Raw genomic sequence first — 15,470 nt, 5'->3', positions numbered from 1 at the left:
AGAAAAACCGCTGAATCCGAAAAGGACTCTTTACTAAAAGTCATGAGTGGTCGGCGGGTTCCGTCCGGGTCCTGCTGGGCCAGCAGGGGGGCCAGCGCGTCCCACTCGAAGCGGTAGCGTTCGTGGTTTTCATTGCTCAGGTGCTGTAGGCGACCATAGGCGTCGTAGCCAAACTCGACGCTATGGCCGAGGGCGTATAGTGCAAGCGGGTGATGCGCTGGGGGCGATCAGTATGACAGTACCTATGTTTCGCTTATTCCTCGTCGACATCGTTCTCATCAATAAGGCCTTGAACAAATCTGAGAAAATTTGAACATACAAATTTTTCGGATTTAGCATGGTTTTCTTCAGGGCTGAGGGCGCTATCAAAAGTATCTGTTGTGAAATAGCTGATGGCCCCGGTATCGAGATTCAGGCAAAAAAAGTTGCCGCCCCAATCGTTCGCGAAAGGTAGGAGGTTTTTGGGAATGACATTTTTTTAAGCATTAACTGATAAGTGGATAGTATTGTTGATTCGCCATTCGAAACGGGCTTGAAGGTGGACACTTCCACTGGATCATCAAGGTCCTTGGTTCGCCAATACGTTCGTTCGGGGGTGCCGCCGTTATACTTAAAGTAGTGATTTCGGAAGGGCGTCGGCAATTTTTTGCCGATAACAGACTCCAAGTGGTCTAAATCTGCTGAAGTGATAGCTGAGCTATGGCCTGAGAATTTGTTTTCAATCATCGTTTCACTTGCTCGTTAAGGTTCATGACTCATACCTAGCCTGAGTGTTGGGTGAATTTTTTGTTAGTTTTAACGAGCTGCAATGCTTGCTGTTTTGGTTTGAGGGTAAGCTCTTATTAGTTAAGGCTATCTAGGAGTTTGGCAATTTCATTCTTATCTTTCTCGTATGGCGGCTTCCAATATACTATTTCATTTTCGATCCATTTGTCATAACGATCAGTGCCAAGTTTTTCGAGTAGGCTGTGGTTTAAAGTTTTTCTTGCAGCAGCCAGTTTGTCGAGAATTGCTTCCTCTCTAAAAAATAGTAACAATGCAAGTGCGGTGGTTTCTTTGTCTTCGAATCCAGATCCTATTTTATCAATGGTGACCACTACCTTATTCAGGTGGGTTAGGATATTTTTAAGTTCTGAAACTTCTATCTTGCATTGTTCGTTCATTTTATGGGCACCGCTTGTTGAAGGAGGTCGTTTTTTTATCTAGTTTAATGTCGCCTTTTATTTTGTATTCTTCAACGCCTAAGTTGTTTTTTCTGAATTCTACTCTTCCAGCATCTATGTCGAAGTCAATATGGTTTCGGGCATGATGTGGTTTTATTTTGAATTTTTCAGCTGCGTCGGCCATGCTTAATGGCTTTCCTTTGGCTCTGGTAGCAAATACTGAATTTTGGTCGCCGGCCTTAATCACCATGCTATTTTGTATTCCCTCTAGTCCTTGGTTGCTGGTGTAATGCCGTAAACGAATAGTTTCGAGGCCAAGCGGATCAACCCACTTCGCCGCATTCGGAGCGTATTGATAAAGATTGATTCCTCCTGCCAACCCAATCGGATCCGGCTGGGTAAACCTCCCCACATCCGGATCAAAAAACCTGAAGGTGTTGTAGTGCAGCCCCGTTTCGCGGTCAAGGTACTGCCCTTGAAAACGCAGGTTCTGCTCATTTCCAACCCGCTGATCATGCCACTCGTCCCGCGGCTTACCCCAGGCCAGGTACTCGCTGTGCCACACGGTGTTGCCATCGCTGTCGGTGAGTTGCTCCGGCAGCCCAGCCAGGTTGGTGTGGAAGTAGAAGATCGCCTCGCTGCCCGGTTTGCCGTCAATGCGCGCCAAGGGTTCGTAGCTGCCCGGATCGGCATACACGTACAGGCTTGGCCGGCCATCCTGTACCTCTTCGAGCATTCGCAAGCCTTGCCAATGAAACAGGGTACGGTTGTTCGGTTCGCTGGCGTCGCCGTTGTACACCTGTTTGCTGATGCGCCGCCCCAGCGGGTCGTAGTTGAACACAATGCGCTGGGCCATTGATCCCTGCTGCTGGTGGATACAGATCAGTCTGTGCTCGGCGTCATACTCGAAACGCTGGATGCGGCTGCTGCCAATGCGCTTTTCGCTCAGCCGTCCAAAGCGGTCATAGCGATAACGCTTGTCCTGATACACGTGCACCCGGTTGTGCTTGATCAGGCCGTTGACCCGGTAGCCATCGAACAGGTTGCCGGCCGCGTCGTAGTTGAGGCTCTCGATATGCTGGCCCCTGTGCACACTCTGGATCTGCTCGACGGGGTTGTAGCCGTATCTGGCGTTACCTTGATAGGACTTGCCTGAAGCTTGGTTGTGAAATCGCCCAATCAGGCTGTCGTCATTGGCCGCTGTGCTCGGGCGGTTAGCACCTGGGCGCTGGGTCTGGGTCAGTATCTCGGCCACCAGATTGTCACTGGCGTCGTACTGGTAGTCCTTCTGCAACAACGGCAGCACCTCGCGGGCAACCTGCTGGTAGTGCAGCGCCTTCTGGCTGAGGCGACCGTTGCGGTCGTAGCGGGTGCGGGTAAGCAGAGCGCCCTGAGTGCGCAGCACTTCGTCGTGCAGTGCGTCGCGCTCGAAGTCGCTGATCACCCGGCCATCAAGGTTGAGCTGGTGCAGGTGGCCGCTGCCGTAGTAAAGGTGGTTGAGCTGGCGCTGATCGGGCAGGGTCAGGGTTTCAAGATTGCCTAGCTCGTTGTAGCTGTACTGCAGCAAGCCGGCGCTGTTGGTCTCGCTGAGCAGTTGGCCAAGGGCGTCGTAGCTGTAATTGAGCCGCTGCTCCTCGCCCTGATTGTCGATAAAACTGATCGCCAGCAGGTTGTCGGCCTTGTCATAGGCATATTCGGTGACGCCATCGTCGGTGCGTTTACGGACCAAGCGGCCGACGGCGTCGCGTTCAAAATGATGCTCCAGCGGGGTGTGCGGTTCGGCGCTGTCCTTGCCGTCCAGATCAGGCTCCGCGAGCGGCGCGGGCACATGGCAGATGCCGGTGACGTCGCCCAACGGGTTGTACTGGTAAATGCGTCCGCTGCCATCCAGGTCCTGCTGGGCCAACAGGCGGTCCAGCGCGTCCCACTCGAAGCGGTAGCGTTCGTGGTTTTCATTGCTCAGGTGCTGTAGGCGACCATAGGCGTCGTAGCCAAACTCGACGCTATGGCCGAGGGCCTCAACCCGCTGGATCAGTCGGCCACTGCGGTCGTAACGCAGGCGAGTGATGCGCTGGGCCGGGTCGGTGTAGGCGATGAGCTGGCCGGCGGCGTCGATGTCATAGCGGTCGATTCGGCCGTCCGGGCGCTGGCTTTCGATCAGATAACCACGGGCGTCGTAGCGGTAATGAGTGTGCTCGCCACGCGCGTTGATGGCTTCGCTGAGCAGGCCTCGCCGGTCATAGCGGTAGTGGGTCTCGGCGTTGGAGCAGTCGCGGTAGCTGAGTAACTGTCCATGGACGTTCCAGCGCAGGTACTTGTGCTTGTCCAGCGGGTCGGTGATGCAATCGGCTTGGCCCTGGGCGTTGTACCGGTAGTGGGTCTTTCTACCGAGGGGGTCTTGCTCCCAAAGCAGATTGCCCTGGCTGTCATAGCCGAAGCGTTGGGTGCGCCCGGCGCCATCGGTGACGCTCAGGGGTAACGCCCAGTGACGGGTGTAGCGGATCCGTTCGCAGCGGCCCAACGGGTCGCGGGTTTCGATCAGGCGGCCGAGTTCGTCGTAGCCGTATTGCCATTCGCCGCCTTGCGGGTCGATGCTCTTGAGCAGTTGGCCACTGAGCACATCTTCCTGCCAACAGTGGCCCATGGGGTCGATGTGTTTGTAGATCTCGTAGAAGGGCCCCCAGTAGTAATGGTCCTGGCGACCGAGGCTGTCGGTGACCCGGGTCTCGCCTTTTTCCAGGTCATACTCGAAGCGATAGTCCTCGCCATCACTGCCCCAATGGCGGATGACTCGCCATTCGTGGTCAGGCTGAGGTTCGAGCAGGGGCGGAAATTTGCAGAGGCTGCCGTCTGCGCGCACCGATTGAGGACGTTGTGCAGGAACTTCGAAGCGTTGCCATTGATACTGCCGAATCGCACCGCTGGGTAAGGTGTGGCTGTCGAGGTAACCTTGCGCCGTGTAGGTGAAGCTACGCAGGACTTGGTCGGTGGCATTGAGCACGTCTTGCAGCTGGCCGCTTTGGGTGTAGCGGTAACTGGCAAGGACTTCGGTGTGTTCGATCTGCGGATTATCGCCAAGCCTGATGTAGAGTCGGTCCACCTGGCTGACCCGCTTCGGGTGCTGGGTGTCATAGCTCAGCCGAACGGTGGTTTTGCTCAAATCGTCGCATACGTAGTGCAGCCGGCCTGTTTGATCGTAGAGAAGCCCCAACGTATTCAGGTTGCGATCACCGAGCCGGGCCAGGCGTGAGCGTTTCGGGTTGTGCGGGTCGGTCTGGAAGACCTGGTAGAGGCCGGTGTAGATGTCCTCGACCTCGGTCTGCCCGTCCTCCAATTGAAAGAACGCCAACCCATCGAGCACGCTGACGAAGGCATCACCTGCCTGTAACCGACCCAGTTCCAGGCGGGTGCCTTCTTCGTCGACATAGATCCACAATTCGCCACCCTCGGGATGAGGCACGCGCAGGATTTCCACTTCATAGGGTACGCTCCAGCCCATGCCGAACAGGCCGTCGCGGCGCAGGTCGTTGCTGTCGTAACCTCTGGCCCATTCGATGGGAAGCAGGCCCGGCAAGGTGAAGTCGAGGTCTTCGGGGCCTCCAAGAATTTTGCCGCCGGTTGAGACAAACACAGGGTTGCCCTTGCATCCCCCAATGCGCCACCACGGTTTGGGGCTACCTTTCGGTCGCGGCCGAAGCTTGATTTTGCGCGAGATCAACATACCGGCCACCATGCCGGTGAACTGCGCAATCTTGCTTTTGCCATTGCGGATATCCCGCACGGTCAGTGGCTCGCCACCTATGCGAACGTTAGGAGAAACATTGGCATCGCTGTCGATGGCAGCATCGCACGTGGTCTTGTCGCCAGCTCGTGCTGCGGGCTGCCCGTTGATGAAAACCTTGCTGGAGCCTTGCGCGATGTAGGTATCGGGCATGGGCGGATGGCGTTCGCAGGTGACCTTATCCTGCTCCGCCGGCTCCGTTCCTGGGGCTGCTGGTGTCGTGACGGGCGGATTGAAGATGTCGTCGATCGCCATCCCCAGTCCGAGCACAGGTAAGAGTATGGGAACGGCGCTCATCGCCATTGCGCCGATATTCTCCAGAAATGACGGCGCTGCCTCCTCTTCGGAAGCGTTCGCACCGTCACCTCCCGAGCGGCGCCCTGCAGCCCGGGCAGCGGGCTTTCCGTTGACGTGGGTATTTTGTGAACCGCTTTCAATCTTGCCGAATGGCTCTGCCGGGAACGCCCAGTTGGCGAGAGAATCACACCCGTCGGTGATGGCTTCACCGATGCTCCTATCGCCTACGGGAATCATGCTTGCACCGCCTACCAGGGCTCCAGCAATCACAGGGACAAGCACCGCTGCCGCACCGCCCGTGCCCACCACCGCGACAACGGTGCCAGCGATAGCCGCTGCAACCAGAGCGGTAGCGGCGGCGTAGACAACCGCTTCGGCCAATGCACTCATCAGCTCGGCAGCCAGTGGTGGGTGAAGGATCGCGTCTCCTTCCCTGGCGGCGTGTACGTTCTGCGCCATTTGGTGTGTGCTCCTTGCTGAACTGGCGTATATGCAAATGGGGTGAGTGGCCTGATCAGGCAAAAAGCAGGCTGTCTTTGATCGCGCGCCAATGGTTGATATCCGCTTCGGTCAGTGCGCTGTGCTTGCTGTAGTTCAGGACCAACAGGCGTTGTTGCCCGGGCAGTTGGCAGGCCAACTGGAGCTGGTACATAGGCTGATTTGCGTGGGTGAACTGGAGGGCTGCTTCACGGCCTTCGACTTGTTTGTCTTTCCCAATAAAAACGGTCACGGCACCAGTACAGGTCAACGCAGTGAGCCGTTTGTGCAGCAGATCAAGTTGAAAAGCGTAGGCCTCATCTAACGTCTGCTGAGCAGGCAATGCGCTGCGGGCAATGACCAAGGTGGTTTGCCGCTCGCGAAATTGCAGCATGTTCAATGTCGTGTCTTCAGGCATTTCATCGCCGAGGTCGACGGTGAGATCCTGGGTCAGGTATTCGGCCATTCAGGCGTTCCTTGTTTGGAGAAATGCAGGTCAGTCATCAACGGGCTCAGTCCTGCTGAAAGTGGCTATCGGCTTCGTCTTGGAGCGCACTGGCATCTTGCCCGTCAGCGGTAACGGCCGCGGTGCCGCCTTCCACATTGAGATCCAGCATGCCGTCGGGGGTGTTGATCTGGCCGGACTTCAGGCCGGTGATATTGAAGTTCTCGCACGTGATATTCAGCGTGCCGTTGGCCTGCAACTCGATCACTGTCTTGCCGCATTTCAGGCGTAACGCGCTGCCCACTTCGACGGTGTATTCGTTAGCGACGGAGTCACGTTTGCTGCCGCCCACTTTCAACGTGTCATTGGCCTTCACCACCCGCATGCGCGTACGGCCCACGGTGATGGTTTCGTCCTGGCCGACCTGGCTGCTTCGGTCAGCGCCAATCGATTGGGTCTGATTGTTCTTGACCACGGTGTTCTGGTCTTTCTGGGCATGGATAAACACTTCCTCCTGGCCCAGCTCATCCTCAAAACGCAGTTCATTGAAGCCTTCGCCCTTATGGGTTCGGCTCTTGATGGTCATTCGTGTCTTGTGTTTGGGCAGCGGGTAGGGCGGCAGGTTGGTCTGCCGGTATGCGGTCCCCGTGGCGATCGGCTGGTCGGGATCACCGTCCAGATAGCTGATCACCAGCTCCTGCCCCACACGGGGGATTGCCATGGAGCCCCAGGTCGCCCCGGCCCAGCCCTGGGTGACGCGAATCCAGCACGAGCTGTAGTCGTTGTTTTTGTCCGAGCGGTCCCACGGAAACTGCACCTTGACCCGGCCCCATTCATCGCAATAGATCTCCTCGCCCGGTGGCCCGACCACCGTGGCGATCTGCGGGCCATCGATGCAGGGTTTGTCACATAGCGGGGCTTTCCAGTCGGAGGTCCAGCGGATAGCGCTGGCTTTCATTTCATAGGACGTACCCTGGCCGCTACCAAAGGCTTCTTCCTGCAAGCTTGTGTGCTGCTTGCCTTCGTGCTTGATGGCGATGGTGCGCCAGCGGTCGTTGAAGTCTTCGCGGGGATGCTCGTTCAGGTCGAAGGCTAACCCGGGTTGCAGGCGTGCATCGTCGCCTTCCAGGTGCGCCAACTTGGCGTCGTTGCGTAGGGCCGTCAGGCGCGTCTTGGTGAAGGGCTTGCCGGCGATGTCGCGCTTGTAGCGGCCGGGGTAGTCATAGCGCTCGTAATCCTTGTGTTGGTTGTTCAGATCCTGGTCGCCGGTGGCGGTGTGCTGCTGGTTGTAGCGCGGATGGGTGAAGGTGTAGTCACGCTGCACCTGCACGGCGGTGCGTACCTGTTCGGTGTAGTGGAAGCGGTTTAGCGCCGGTTCCGCCGAATCACCGCCGGCCATCGGTTGGTAGATCACCGGGCAATCGGTGTGGGTGCCGATGGTGCCCAGCCCGCCCACGCGGTCGGTAAGGACCAGGGTGTGGCCGTCGGCGCGGTGTTCGAAGGTGTAGAGCAGGCCTTCTTCAGCGGCCAGGCGGGCGATGAAGTCGAGGTCGGTTTCGCCGGCTTGTACGCAGTATTCGCGGGGTTGGTGGTCGAAGCAGATTTCGCTGCGCAGGTCGGTCAGCTTTTGCTCGGCCAGCATGCTGGTGATGATGTCGGGTACGGTCTGGCCCTGGAAGATGCGCCAGTTGGAACGCAATTCGAAACGCTTCAGCGTCGGCTCGACCACGGCGGTGTAGCGGGTACGGCGAAAGCCGGTGTCGCCTTGCTGGAACAGGCTGACCAACCCGTGGACGTAGCGCACAGGCATATCGTCGCGCCAAATGGTGAACACGGCAGCCAGGTCGAGCATGCGATAGAAGTCGATGGCGGGGTGATGGCTGACCAGTTCCAGCGTGAGTTTGAAAGGCTGGGACAGGCCTTCTTCGAGAGTGAAAGAAACCACCTCGAAGGGATCGCCCCGCAGCGGTTCGAAGGTGTAGCGCAGGTCGCTTTGACGGGGCATGAAACCTCCTTGCGGTGAAACCGGGTTAGTTGATCAACCAGCTGGCATCGCCGTTTTCCAGGATGCCCTCGTGGTCGGTGGTGTCACCAACGCGGGCCACGGCTTTGCCGTTGATGACCATTGAGGGCGAGCCGCTGATGATCACGGCACCGCAGCCGAGTGTGTCGCCGACGCGGGCGATCGCGCGGCCGTTGACGGTGACGTTGCGCGTGCCGCTTTTGACGGTGGTAGGGCCACATAAAGGGCAATCATGGTCGTGTCCGACCAGAACGACGGCGGGCATAGAACCTCCTGATAAATATTGAGTCAGTGAACATTCCGCCGCCTGGGCGGCGGAACGAGTGGGTCAGCGGTTAAGTCGGTTTACGCCAGTCATCCGAGCCTTCGGTCGTTGCTACGACGTGGAGCCACTCGATCTTGCGATAGGCCAGGCTGGTCTTGATCAACTGGGTGTAGTTGGCGTTGCCGCTGTCCTGGGCGTGGGGCAACACGGTGTGCATATCCACGACAGTGGCGTCGGTCAGGGTTGTGGTGAAGAAGTGTTCCTGCTTGCCGTCCACCGAAGTGCGGTACCACTTGATCTCAACGGTCGGCAGCATTTCTCCCTGTGCCAGTGCCTGGTAGAGCATGGGCGAGGCTTTGTTCAGGGCGCTGGTGAAGGTCAGCGGTTTATGCACGCGCTGGCCCGACGGCTGGCCGCTTTGCGGGTCGGTGGGGGTGAAAATCGTGTGGTCGATTTCCTGGGCGAGGATTTCGTCTTCATGGCCTTCCACATAGGCGTTGCCCACCGAGTCAGCGGTGAACGCGCCCTTGGTGATGTGGCCCTGGTTTTTGCCGTGGATGCTGATGTACGCGGGTGTTGGCATGACAAGCTCCTTGTCGCGATCAAATGAACGACCCCGTAAGGTCGCGGGTTCTGGCCAAATGGCCATGGCTTTGCAGGCGCTCGGGGTGAGCACGCTGAAAATCGGTTACAGGTTGAGAATCCGCTCCAGGGACGCCAGCACTTCCTGAGTCATGGCGTTCAGGCGGATCGAGTAGATTGTGTAGGCGGCCGTCAGAACGACGGCAGCCAGAGCCCATGGTGTCCACAACGGCCAGGCGCGTTTGATCCGGTAGTTGCGCGGCGCGACGTTTTTCAGCGGATCAGTCAGGCGTTTTGGCGTCTCGCCACGCAGCGGGCGCAACAGGCCGTGCAGCTGGTTGATGATCTTCTGTATTTCGTCATCGCCCTTGGTATGAGCGCCGTATTTGCCCTTGAGGCCGGAGATCAGGCACTGGTACATGAACTCCAGCACATGCTGGTACCGGGCCGCTTCGGGAATCATGTTGTTCATGATGGTGAAGAACCTCTCGCCGCCTCGGGTTTCCCCATGGAACTGGCTGAGCAATGAGCGTTCACTCCAACTGGAGAGCCTGCCCCAGGTGGTCGCCATGACCACCTCGTCCAACAACAGGCACAGGCTGTAGGAGTAGGCCTTGAGCATGCCGGCGTCGTAGTCCAGGTGGCTGACTTCTTCCATGATCGTGGTGATCTGGTTGCTGACGCTTCGGTACAGCGCGGGCACATCGTCGTGCTGGTCCAGGCGACGCAGGCGGATCACCAGGCCAATCAGCGGCGTGGCGGCGTCACATAGCGGGTTCCAGGCCAGGCCGCGCATGTCGAATTCGGGGTCTGCGAGCAAGGGTTCAGGTTTGGGCTTGGCCTGTTCCTCTACAGGGTCGGACTCTTTGCTGCGGGTGGCCTGTTGCAGATAGCTGAATACCAGGTTGCTGTCATCTGCTGGGGGCGTGGTGTTGGTGGGCATGGACTCACTCATCTTTTTCACTCCTGATCGCCCAGAACTGCAACTCCAGCTCCGGGAATTCGCCGGCGATATGGAAACCAAACCCGCTGCCACTGCTCAGACTGGGCCACGCGGGATGGTGACGGTCGAGTTCGAAGTAGCTGAAGCCGGCATGGAATGGCAGGTGCCGCGGTGCGACGGGTAGCGGCAGCAGCGGAATGCCCGGCAGTTGCAGGCTGACCAGTTGCTCCAGGCCTTCAGCAGAGCTGATCTTGATCTGCTTGGGCAGTTGCTGACGCAGGGTCTCCGCTGGCAGTTCGGCGCGCACGGCCAGGATGAATTCGGCGTTGTCCAGCAGATGCTTGTCGTCCAACGCAGCGGTGCGTACGCCGTATTGCTGCACGACGATCGGCAGCGACACTGCACGCGGTTGCAGCACGGTGCCCAGGGCACGGCGCAGGGTGTGTTCCAGGAGCTGGAAGGACTCGCGCAAGTTATCGTGCTGGTAGGCCGGGTATTCCTGGGGCAGGTGGCCTTCATCGGTAAAGGTCACCAGTTCGCCGCAGGCCTGGGCCAATGCGACGTACAGCCGTTCGGGGTGAACCTGGCGTTGACGAGCCAAATGCTGGAACAGCGGGAACAAGCGATTGAGGGTTTGCAGCAGGTTGAAGTCGGTGACATCGGCCACCCCAGACTGCCCCGGCGAGCCGATACGCTTAGCCAGGTTCTTGGCCCGCTCGCGCATCAGCCCGGCCACTTCACCCAGATAGCGATGTAATGCCGGTACCGCTTGCAGGGACAGGCTGGTGGGGTAGAAGTGTTCGTCCATCACCAGGCTGCCGTCCGGGCGCTTGTCTTTGATTCTGCCCAAGGCGATGCCGGTAAAGGCGCTGCGGTCGCTGCGTTCGAGCATCAGTTGCAGGTTGGGCACGGCCAGGTCCATGCCCACCTGATCGCCGTCATCACTGTGGATGTCGCGGATTTCCTCACGGCGAGCGATGTAGCGGCTGTTGCCGTATTGGTCGGCCCAGCGCACCTCGAGGGCACCATTGGACCGCAGCGGCAGGACCAGATAGACGACCTGGTTGACTGCACTGCTGTCGGCAATTTCCAAAGGTGCAGGCGGTGCCAGATCGTGAGGAATGTCAAAGACACTGCCATCGGGCATGATCCCGCGTGCCTGGGTAATGGCGACCTTGCCGAAGCTCAAATACTCGGTGTTCAACACCAGTTCGCTGAAGCCGTAGAGGGCATCGTTCAGGCTGTGCACACGCTGATGCACGGCTGCTTCGGCGGCGCGGGCCTGCTGCTGGAAGTGCTGAGGTTTGACGAACAAACCTTCATGCCAGATGACGGGGTTGCGTGAACTCATCGGTAATTACTCTGTGCAAAAACGGTTGAAAATGACGTCATCGGGTTTCTGTTTTGAGGCTGACCTGATCGGCGTCCAACTGCACCAGCACGGCGTATTGCCGGCCCTTGGGCTCAACCCGCAGATGCTGTTTCCACTGGCCGACATCGGCGCTGTGGTAGTTGGCGATCACCGCGATAAATCGGGTGTCTTCATCCAGGGCGCGCAGGTCGACGAACTTGAATTGGCCAGGTTGGAGCAGGTAGTCGTCGGCGCGAATGTAGGTGCTGCCCAAGGTCTTTTTCAGGTCCTCGGCGATGGCTTGGGGACTTGCGTTGACCAGCAGCGAATCGTCGGTCAGCTGCAATACCTTGAAGGCGATCGGCGTGGCGACGTGCTGCAGCGTCGGGTGGCCCCAAGGTGTGGTCAGGCTGACCCCCTGGGCGTCGTAGTCGCCCAGCAGCGTGTCTTCGAGGGGCGACATCGGCTCTACGGGCGCGGGCTCCAAGCTCAGCGGTGACTGGGCCGGTACGTTTTCATAAAGATGGTTGAGCAGGGTTTGCACTTTGTCGGTCAGTGCTTGCGGGCTGGTCGCCTGAACGTTGAGGGTGTAGGGCGAGCGGCTCGTCTCTTCATCCGGTGCGGTGCCGGTGCTGATCAGACGCGGATTGACGTGATCGCTGGCGTGCAGGCTCAGGGAGTAGCGACTGGGCTGATCATCGGGGCCGCCGACCGGGATCGACGGGGTCCAGATCACCTGGCCGATTTTTCCGAGCATGGTGCAGCCGGCGAGGGCCAGGCAGGCCAGCAACAAGGTGCCCAGGCGCAGGCTGCTGAACAGGCTGACGCTGCGCTTGGGGGCTGCCGCGCAAATCTCGCCCAGCGGCTTTGGTGGCTCCACTGCAGTCATCGCTCGCAGCGGATCACCTTGTTCCGCCAAGTCCACGGGCTGGCACAGGCGTTCGAATTCCGGGCAAGTAGCAGGCCGCGGATCGGGCAGGGGCGGACTCGGCAAATCCTCCAGGTGCCAGGCTTGCATACCTTCGGGGTGACCGCTGAACAGCTCATCGAGCGAATGCTGACCCGGTGCGTGCTCACCCAGTTGCACCGCGACCCGATACGCACCAATCTGCAATAGGTCGCCATCATTCAGGCTCACCGCAACGTTACGGCCCAACGGCAAATCATGACCATTGGCGTACGTGCTGCCACTGCGATCGATCACACAGAAGCGCCCTTCGACGACGCGGATTTCGCAGTGGTTGGGCTGCACGCTGTTGTGGCGGTCCTCCAGGCGCCAGTCCGCCGCGGCACTGCCGATGCTGCCACCTTGTGGGCCAAACCGGTGAAGGGGCAGATACCCGTGCAGCAACTGCGCAGGATTGTTGATAACCAAGGTCAGCTTCATGCGCGCCCCCGAATCCGCACCACGGCGGGATAACGTTGTCCCTGATGTTCGATGAAGCTGGTCCAGCCCAGGTGGGTGCCGCTGTCGCGTTGCAGGTTGAACGGCGGTACGTCCTCTTCACGCAGCCCTAATTCCAGGTCGTAGGCGGTGACGTCACGCAGCAGAAAGTCCATCAATTGGCGCAGCCGCCCGAACTGCTCGCCGCTGGGCAAAAACTGCCGAAAGCGTGCCTGGGTCAGGTTGGGAATCACCAGGGTGAACTTGCTGGCGCGGGTCTTGCTGCGGTCGCCCACCACAAAGTCGCTGCCCAGTGTGCCGTTGGCCTTGCCCAGCGCCAGCCGTTGGCGCTGCGGCAAACTCACCGAACGTGCCTCGAATTCGCGGATGTGCACGCCGTGCAGGTCGAAGCAGTGTTCGACAATGCCGGACACCACCGAAGGCGAACGGCTGCGACTGGCGATCAAGCCGGCAAAGCTCAACAGACGGCCCCAAGGCAGCGGTGTCGCGCCGCGCAGGTCGTTGTCGTTCAACCCGATCAGGGAAAACACATAGCGCGAAAAACGGTCGCTGGCCTCGGCCTGAAAGCGAATGTAGTAGCGGTACTTGCGCCAGCTGTGGTGCAGCAGGGTCAGCAAGCGATGATTGAAAAAGTCCATGAACGCCGGGCGAATCCCACGCTCCTGGGCCTGCTCGTAGGCCAGGCGATCCAGGTAGTAGCCGGGCAGGGGCGAGTCGGTGCCGTGCAGGCCAAAGAAGCTGGTCTGCAAGCGATAGCGCACCTCTTCGCGGTCCTCTTCCACGCGCGCGGCCAGCACCACGTCGGAGGCCGGAAAGCCTAGCCCCGCATGGCTTTGCAGGCGTACGCGGCGGCGCGCTGCCTCGCTCAAGGGTTGCGCTTCCAGGTCATCGCCATGCAAGGCGTGCAGATGCTCCAGCAGACGGTGAAACGAGTAGTTCCGCGCGTCGGCCAGCAGCACGTCGGCTAGATCACGGGTTGTCTGCCGGTCAACAGTGGCCATTCGTAACACTCGTTGTTGGTGGTATTGATCACTTCCAGGCGATGGAAGGAATTGATGCTCGCGTACAGGGCGAAGAAGTGCGAAAGCACACTGCCGAACAGGTACAGCTCGCCCTCGCACAGGAAGGCGTTCTGGTCCAGCTGCAAACGGGTCTGCAAGCCGCGCACCGGCTGGCCTTTCATCAGCCAGTCGATAGGGGTGGTCACGGCCTTGTGGATACCGTTCAGGCGTTTGCGGGTGGCGCGGGCCTGTTGCAGGTCGTGCAAGGCGGCAAAGTCATAGGCGCGGATCACCGCCTTGAGCGGCTCGGCCGACAGCAACGACAGGTAGTTCAGCGACAGGTTGGAAATCAGCGTCCAGTGCAGGCTGCTGTCCAGCACGGGCCGGTAGCTCCGAGTGGGCGCGATCAGATTGGTGTAGGTGGCAAACGACGGCGTGATCTCAGTGGACAGCGACACATCCCCAACGCCCAGCAACTGCGGCAGGTCGCGGTTACTGCACGTTAACTCGATGGACGCCGCCTCATGTTCGCCGATGTACAGGCTTTCATCGCCGCGTACAAAGGCGATGCGATGACGCAAGCCCTCGCGCCCGTGGGATTCCTCGATATGCGTGCGGAAATACAGCGCCGTTCGGCCCCGTGCGTGTTCGATCTCATGCTGGAACGACTCGAACGGGGTAAAGCGCCGTAACGGATCGCCTTTACGTTCCTTGTCGGCAGCATCCCAACCCGCCACGTGGTCGACACTGAAAATTTCGTAGGCGTCGGGGCGGTTGCCGCTGGGGCTGATACGCCGTTCCAGGCTGCGTCCGTCCAGCGCGATGGGGTTGGCATCGTGGCGGAACAGGTTGACCGCCGGCGCGCAGTACAGGTGCAGGTCGCTGGTGCGTAGCCGGATATCAGGCGGCATGGGCCGGGTGAACTGAAACTCGAAACGCAGGGTGGTGGCGCTGACGTGCGGCCAAACAGGCGCCAGACGGTTCAGGCTGAAAAAGTGGAAACGCTGCGGGAATACAAAGTATTCCTGCAGGATCCGGTAGCCATCGAACACATTGCGCGGGTAGGGCAGCAGGGCCTCTTCGGGGGTGAAACCGGGGAATCCGATATCCTTGGCCGACAGCCGATAGCTTTGTTTATTTATATGCAGCGTCACGCTGTCCAGGTAATGGGCGAGCCACAGGTACAAGGTCAGTGCGGTGGCGTTATCTCCACCCAGATGAAAATCCAGCTGATCGCAGGCCATGCTGGTGAGCGGTTGCTCGGTCAACACCTTGAGGTCGATGCGCATCACCGAGGCCTCACGGCTGTGGGCGTCGCTGACGTCCTGCAAGGCCAGCGGATACAGGTTGACGTCAGTGCAGGTGCGAAACTGGCAGGACACGCCATTCACCGAATTGGCGAACAACGGCGTGCCTTTGGGTATCACCTGGCGTTGGCTGATTGCATTGGGCAAGGGTGTAAAGCGGATGATGGTCGCACTGGGCAACGGCCGAAGGTAGTTGGGCCAGAGCATCTGCAACAGCGGATGGGTCAGCTCCGGCAGATCATCCTCGATCTTCAATCCCAGCTTGGCGGTGAGGAAGGCAAAGCCCTCCAACAGGCGTTCCACGTCCGGGTCGCCAGCCTGATCGCCGAGAAACTGCGCCAGTTGCGGGTTGTCCTCGGCAAACTCGCGGCCGAGTTCGCGCAGGTAGCGCAACTCCTCGGCAAAGCGTTGTTTCAAGTCCATCGCATCC

The 15,470-nt window shown here is 59.3% G+C and carries 13 protein-coding genes and 1 pseudogene; all 14 read right to left on the bottom strand.

Annotation, left to right across the window (positions count from 1 at the left end):
* Nucleotides 1–68: 68 nt before the first annotated feature.
* Nucleotides 69–155, bottom strand: a pseudogene (locus NVB75_RS33320) (hypothetical protein); the annotation flags it as partial.
* 98 nt (nt 156–253) lie between these two features.
* Entirely contained in the window at nt 254–415 is a 162-nt protein-coding gene (locus NVB75_RS33315) for a hypothetical protein (protein WP_330208285.1), read from the bottom strand.
* Nucleotides 412–726 carry an SMI1/KNR4 family protein gene (locus NVB75_RS07060; RefSeq protein ID WP_258346613.1) on the bottom strand — a complete coding sequence of 105 codons (315 nt, stop codon included), beginning with the start codon at nt 724–726 and terminating at the stop codon, nt 412–414. The genes NVB75_RS33315 and NVB75_RS07060 overlap by 4 nt, the downstream gene beginning before the upstream one ends.
* 116 nt (nt 727–842) lie before the next feature.
* Nucleotides 843–1,163: a hypothetical protein gene (locus NVB75_RS07055; protein ID WP_258346612.1), complete on the bottom strand. Its 321-nt coding sequence runs from the start codon at nt 1,161–1,163 to the stop codon at nt 843–845.
* Between the two features lies 1 nt (nt 1,164).
* Nucleotides 1,165–5,700, bottom strand: a complete 4,536-nt coding sequence (locus tag NVB75_RS07050) for an RHS repeat-associated core domain-containing protein (RefSeq protein ID WP_258346611.1) — start codon at nt 5,698–5,700, stop codon at nt 1,165–1,167.
* 55 nt (nt 5,701–5,755) lie between these two features.
* Nucleotides 5,756–6,184 (bottom strand): DUF1795 domain-containing protein, encoded by a 429-nt coding sequence (locus NVB75_RS07045; RefSeq protein ID WP_258346610.1) that lies wholly within the window; start codon nt 6,182–6,184, stop codon nt 5,756–5,758.
* Between the two features lie 46 nt (nt 6,185–6,230).
* A complete protein-coding gene (locus NVB75_RS07040; protein ID WP_258346609.1) occupies nt 6,231–8,168 on the bottom strand; it encodes a type VI secretion system Vgr family protein in 1,938 nt (645 codons plus the stop codon).
* 25 nt (nt 8,169–8,193) lie between these two features.
* Nucleotides 8,194–8,451, bottom strand: a complete 258-nt coding sequence (locus NVB75_RS07035) for a PAAR domain-containing protein (RefSeq protein WP_258346608.1) — start codon at nt 8,449–8,451, stop codon at nt 8,194–8,196.
* A 70-nt stretch (nt 8,452–8,521) separates the two neighbouring features.
* Nucleotides 8,522–9,034 (bottom strand): Hcp family type VI secretion system effector, encoded by a 513-nt coding sequence (locus tag NVB75_RS07030; protein ID WP_258346607.1) that lies wholly within the window; start codon nt 9,032–9,034, stop codon nt 8,522–8,524.
* Between the two features lie 105 nt (nt 9,035–9,139).
* A complete protein-coding gene (icmH, locus tag NVB75_RS07025) occupies nt 9,140–9,988 on the bottom strand; it encodes a type IVB secretion system protein IcmH/DotU (RefSeq protein WP_258346606.1) in 849 nt (282 codons plus the stop codon).
* Nucleotides 9,981–11,327 carry a type VI secretion system baseplate subunit TssK gene (gene tssK / locus NVB75_RS07020; protein ID WP_258346605.1) on the bottom strand — a complete coding sequence of 449 codons (1,347 nt, stop codon included), beginning with the start codon at nt 11,325–11,327 and terminating at the stop codon, nt 9,981–9,983. The genes icmH and tssK overlap by 8 nt, the downstream gene beginning before the upstream one ends.
* 37 nt (nt 11,328–11,364) lie before the next feature.
* On the bottom strand, nt 11,365–12,714 hold the full coding sequence (tssJ, locus tag NVB75_RS07015; protein ID WP_258346604.1) for a type VI secretion system lipoprotein TssJ: 1,350 nt from the start codon (nt 12,712–12,714) through the stop codon (nt 11,365–11,367).
* Nucleotides 12,711–13,733, bottom strand: coding sequence for a type VI secretion system baseplate subunit TssG (tssG, locus tag NVB75_RS07010; protein WP_258346603.1), 1,023 nt, complete (start codon nt 13,731–13,733; stop codon nt 12,711–12,713). The genes tssJ and tssG overlap by 4 nt, the downstream gene beginning before the upstream one ends.
* Nucleotides 13,697–15,463 carry a type VI secretion system baseplate subunit TssF gene (tssF, locus tag NVB75_RS07005; RefSeq protein WP_258346602.1) on the bottom strand — a complete coding sequence of 589 codons (1,767 nt, stop codon included), beginning with the start codon at nt 15,461–15,463 and terminating at the stop codon, nt 13,697–13,699. Before tssF ends, tssG begins: the two co-directional genes overlap by 37 nt.
* Between the last annotated feature and the right edge of the window lie 7 nt (nt 15,464–15,470).

Origin of the sequence: Pseudomonas sp. CBS (assembly GCF_024734645.1) — a bacterium.
Taxonomy (GTDB): domain Bacteria; phylum Pseudomonadota; class Gammaproteobacteria; order Pseudomonadales; family Pseudomonadaceae; genus Aquipseudomonas.
The sequence above is the reverse complement of the archived record's forward strand: the minus strand, read 5'-3'. Positions and strand labels throughout refer to the sequence as shown.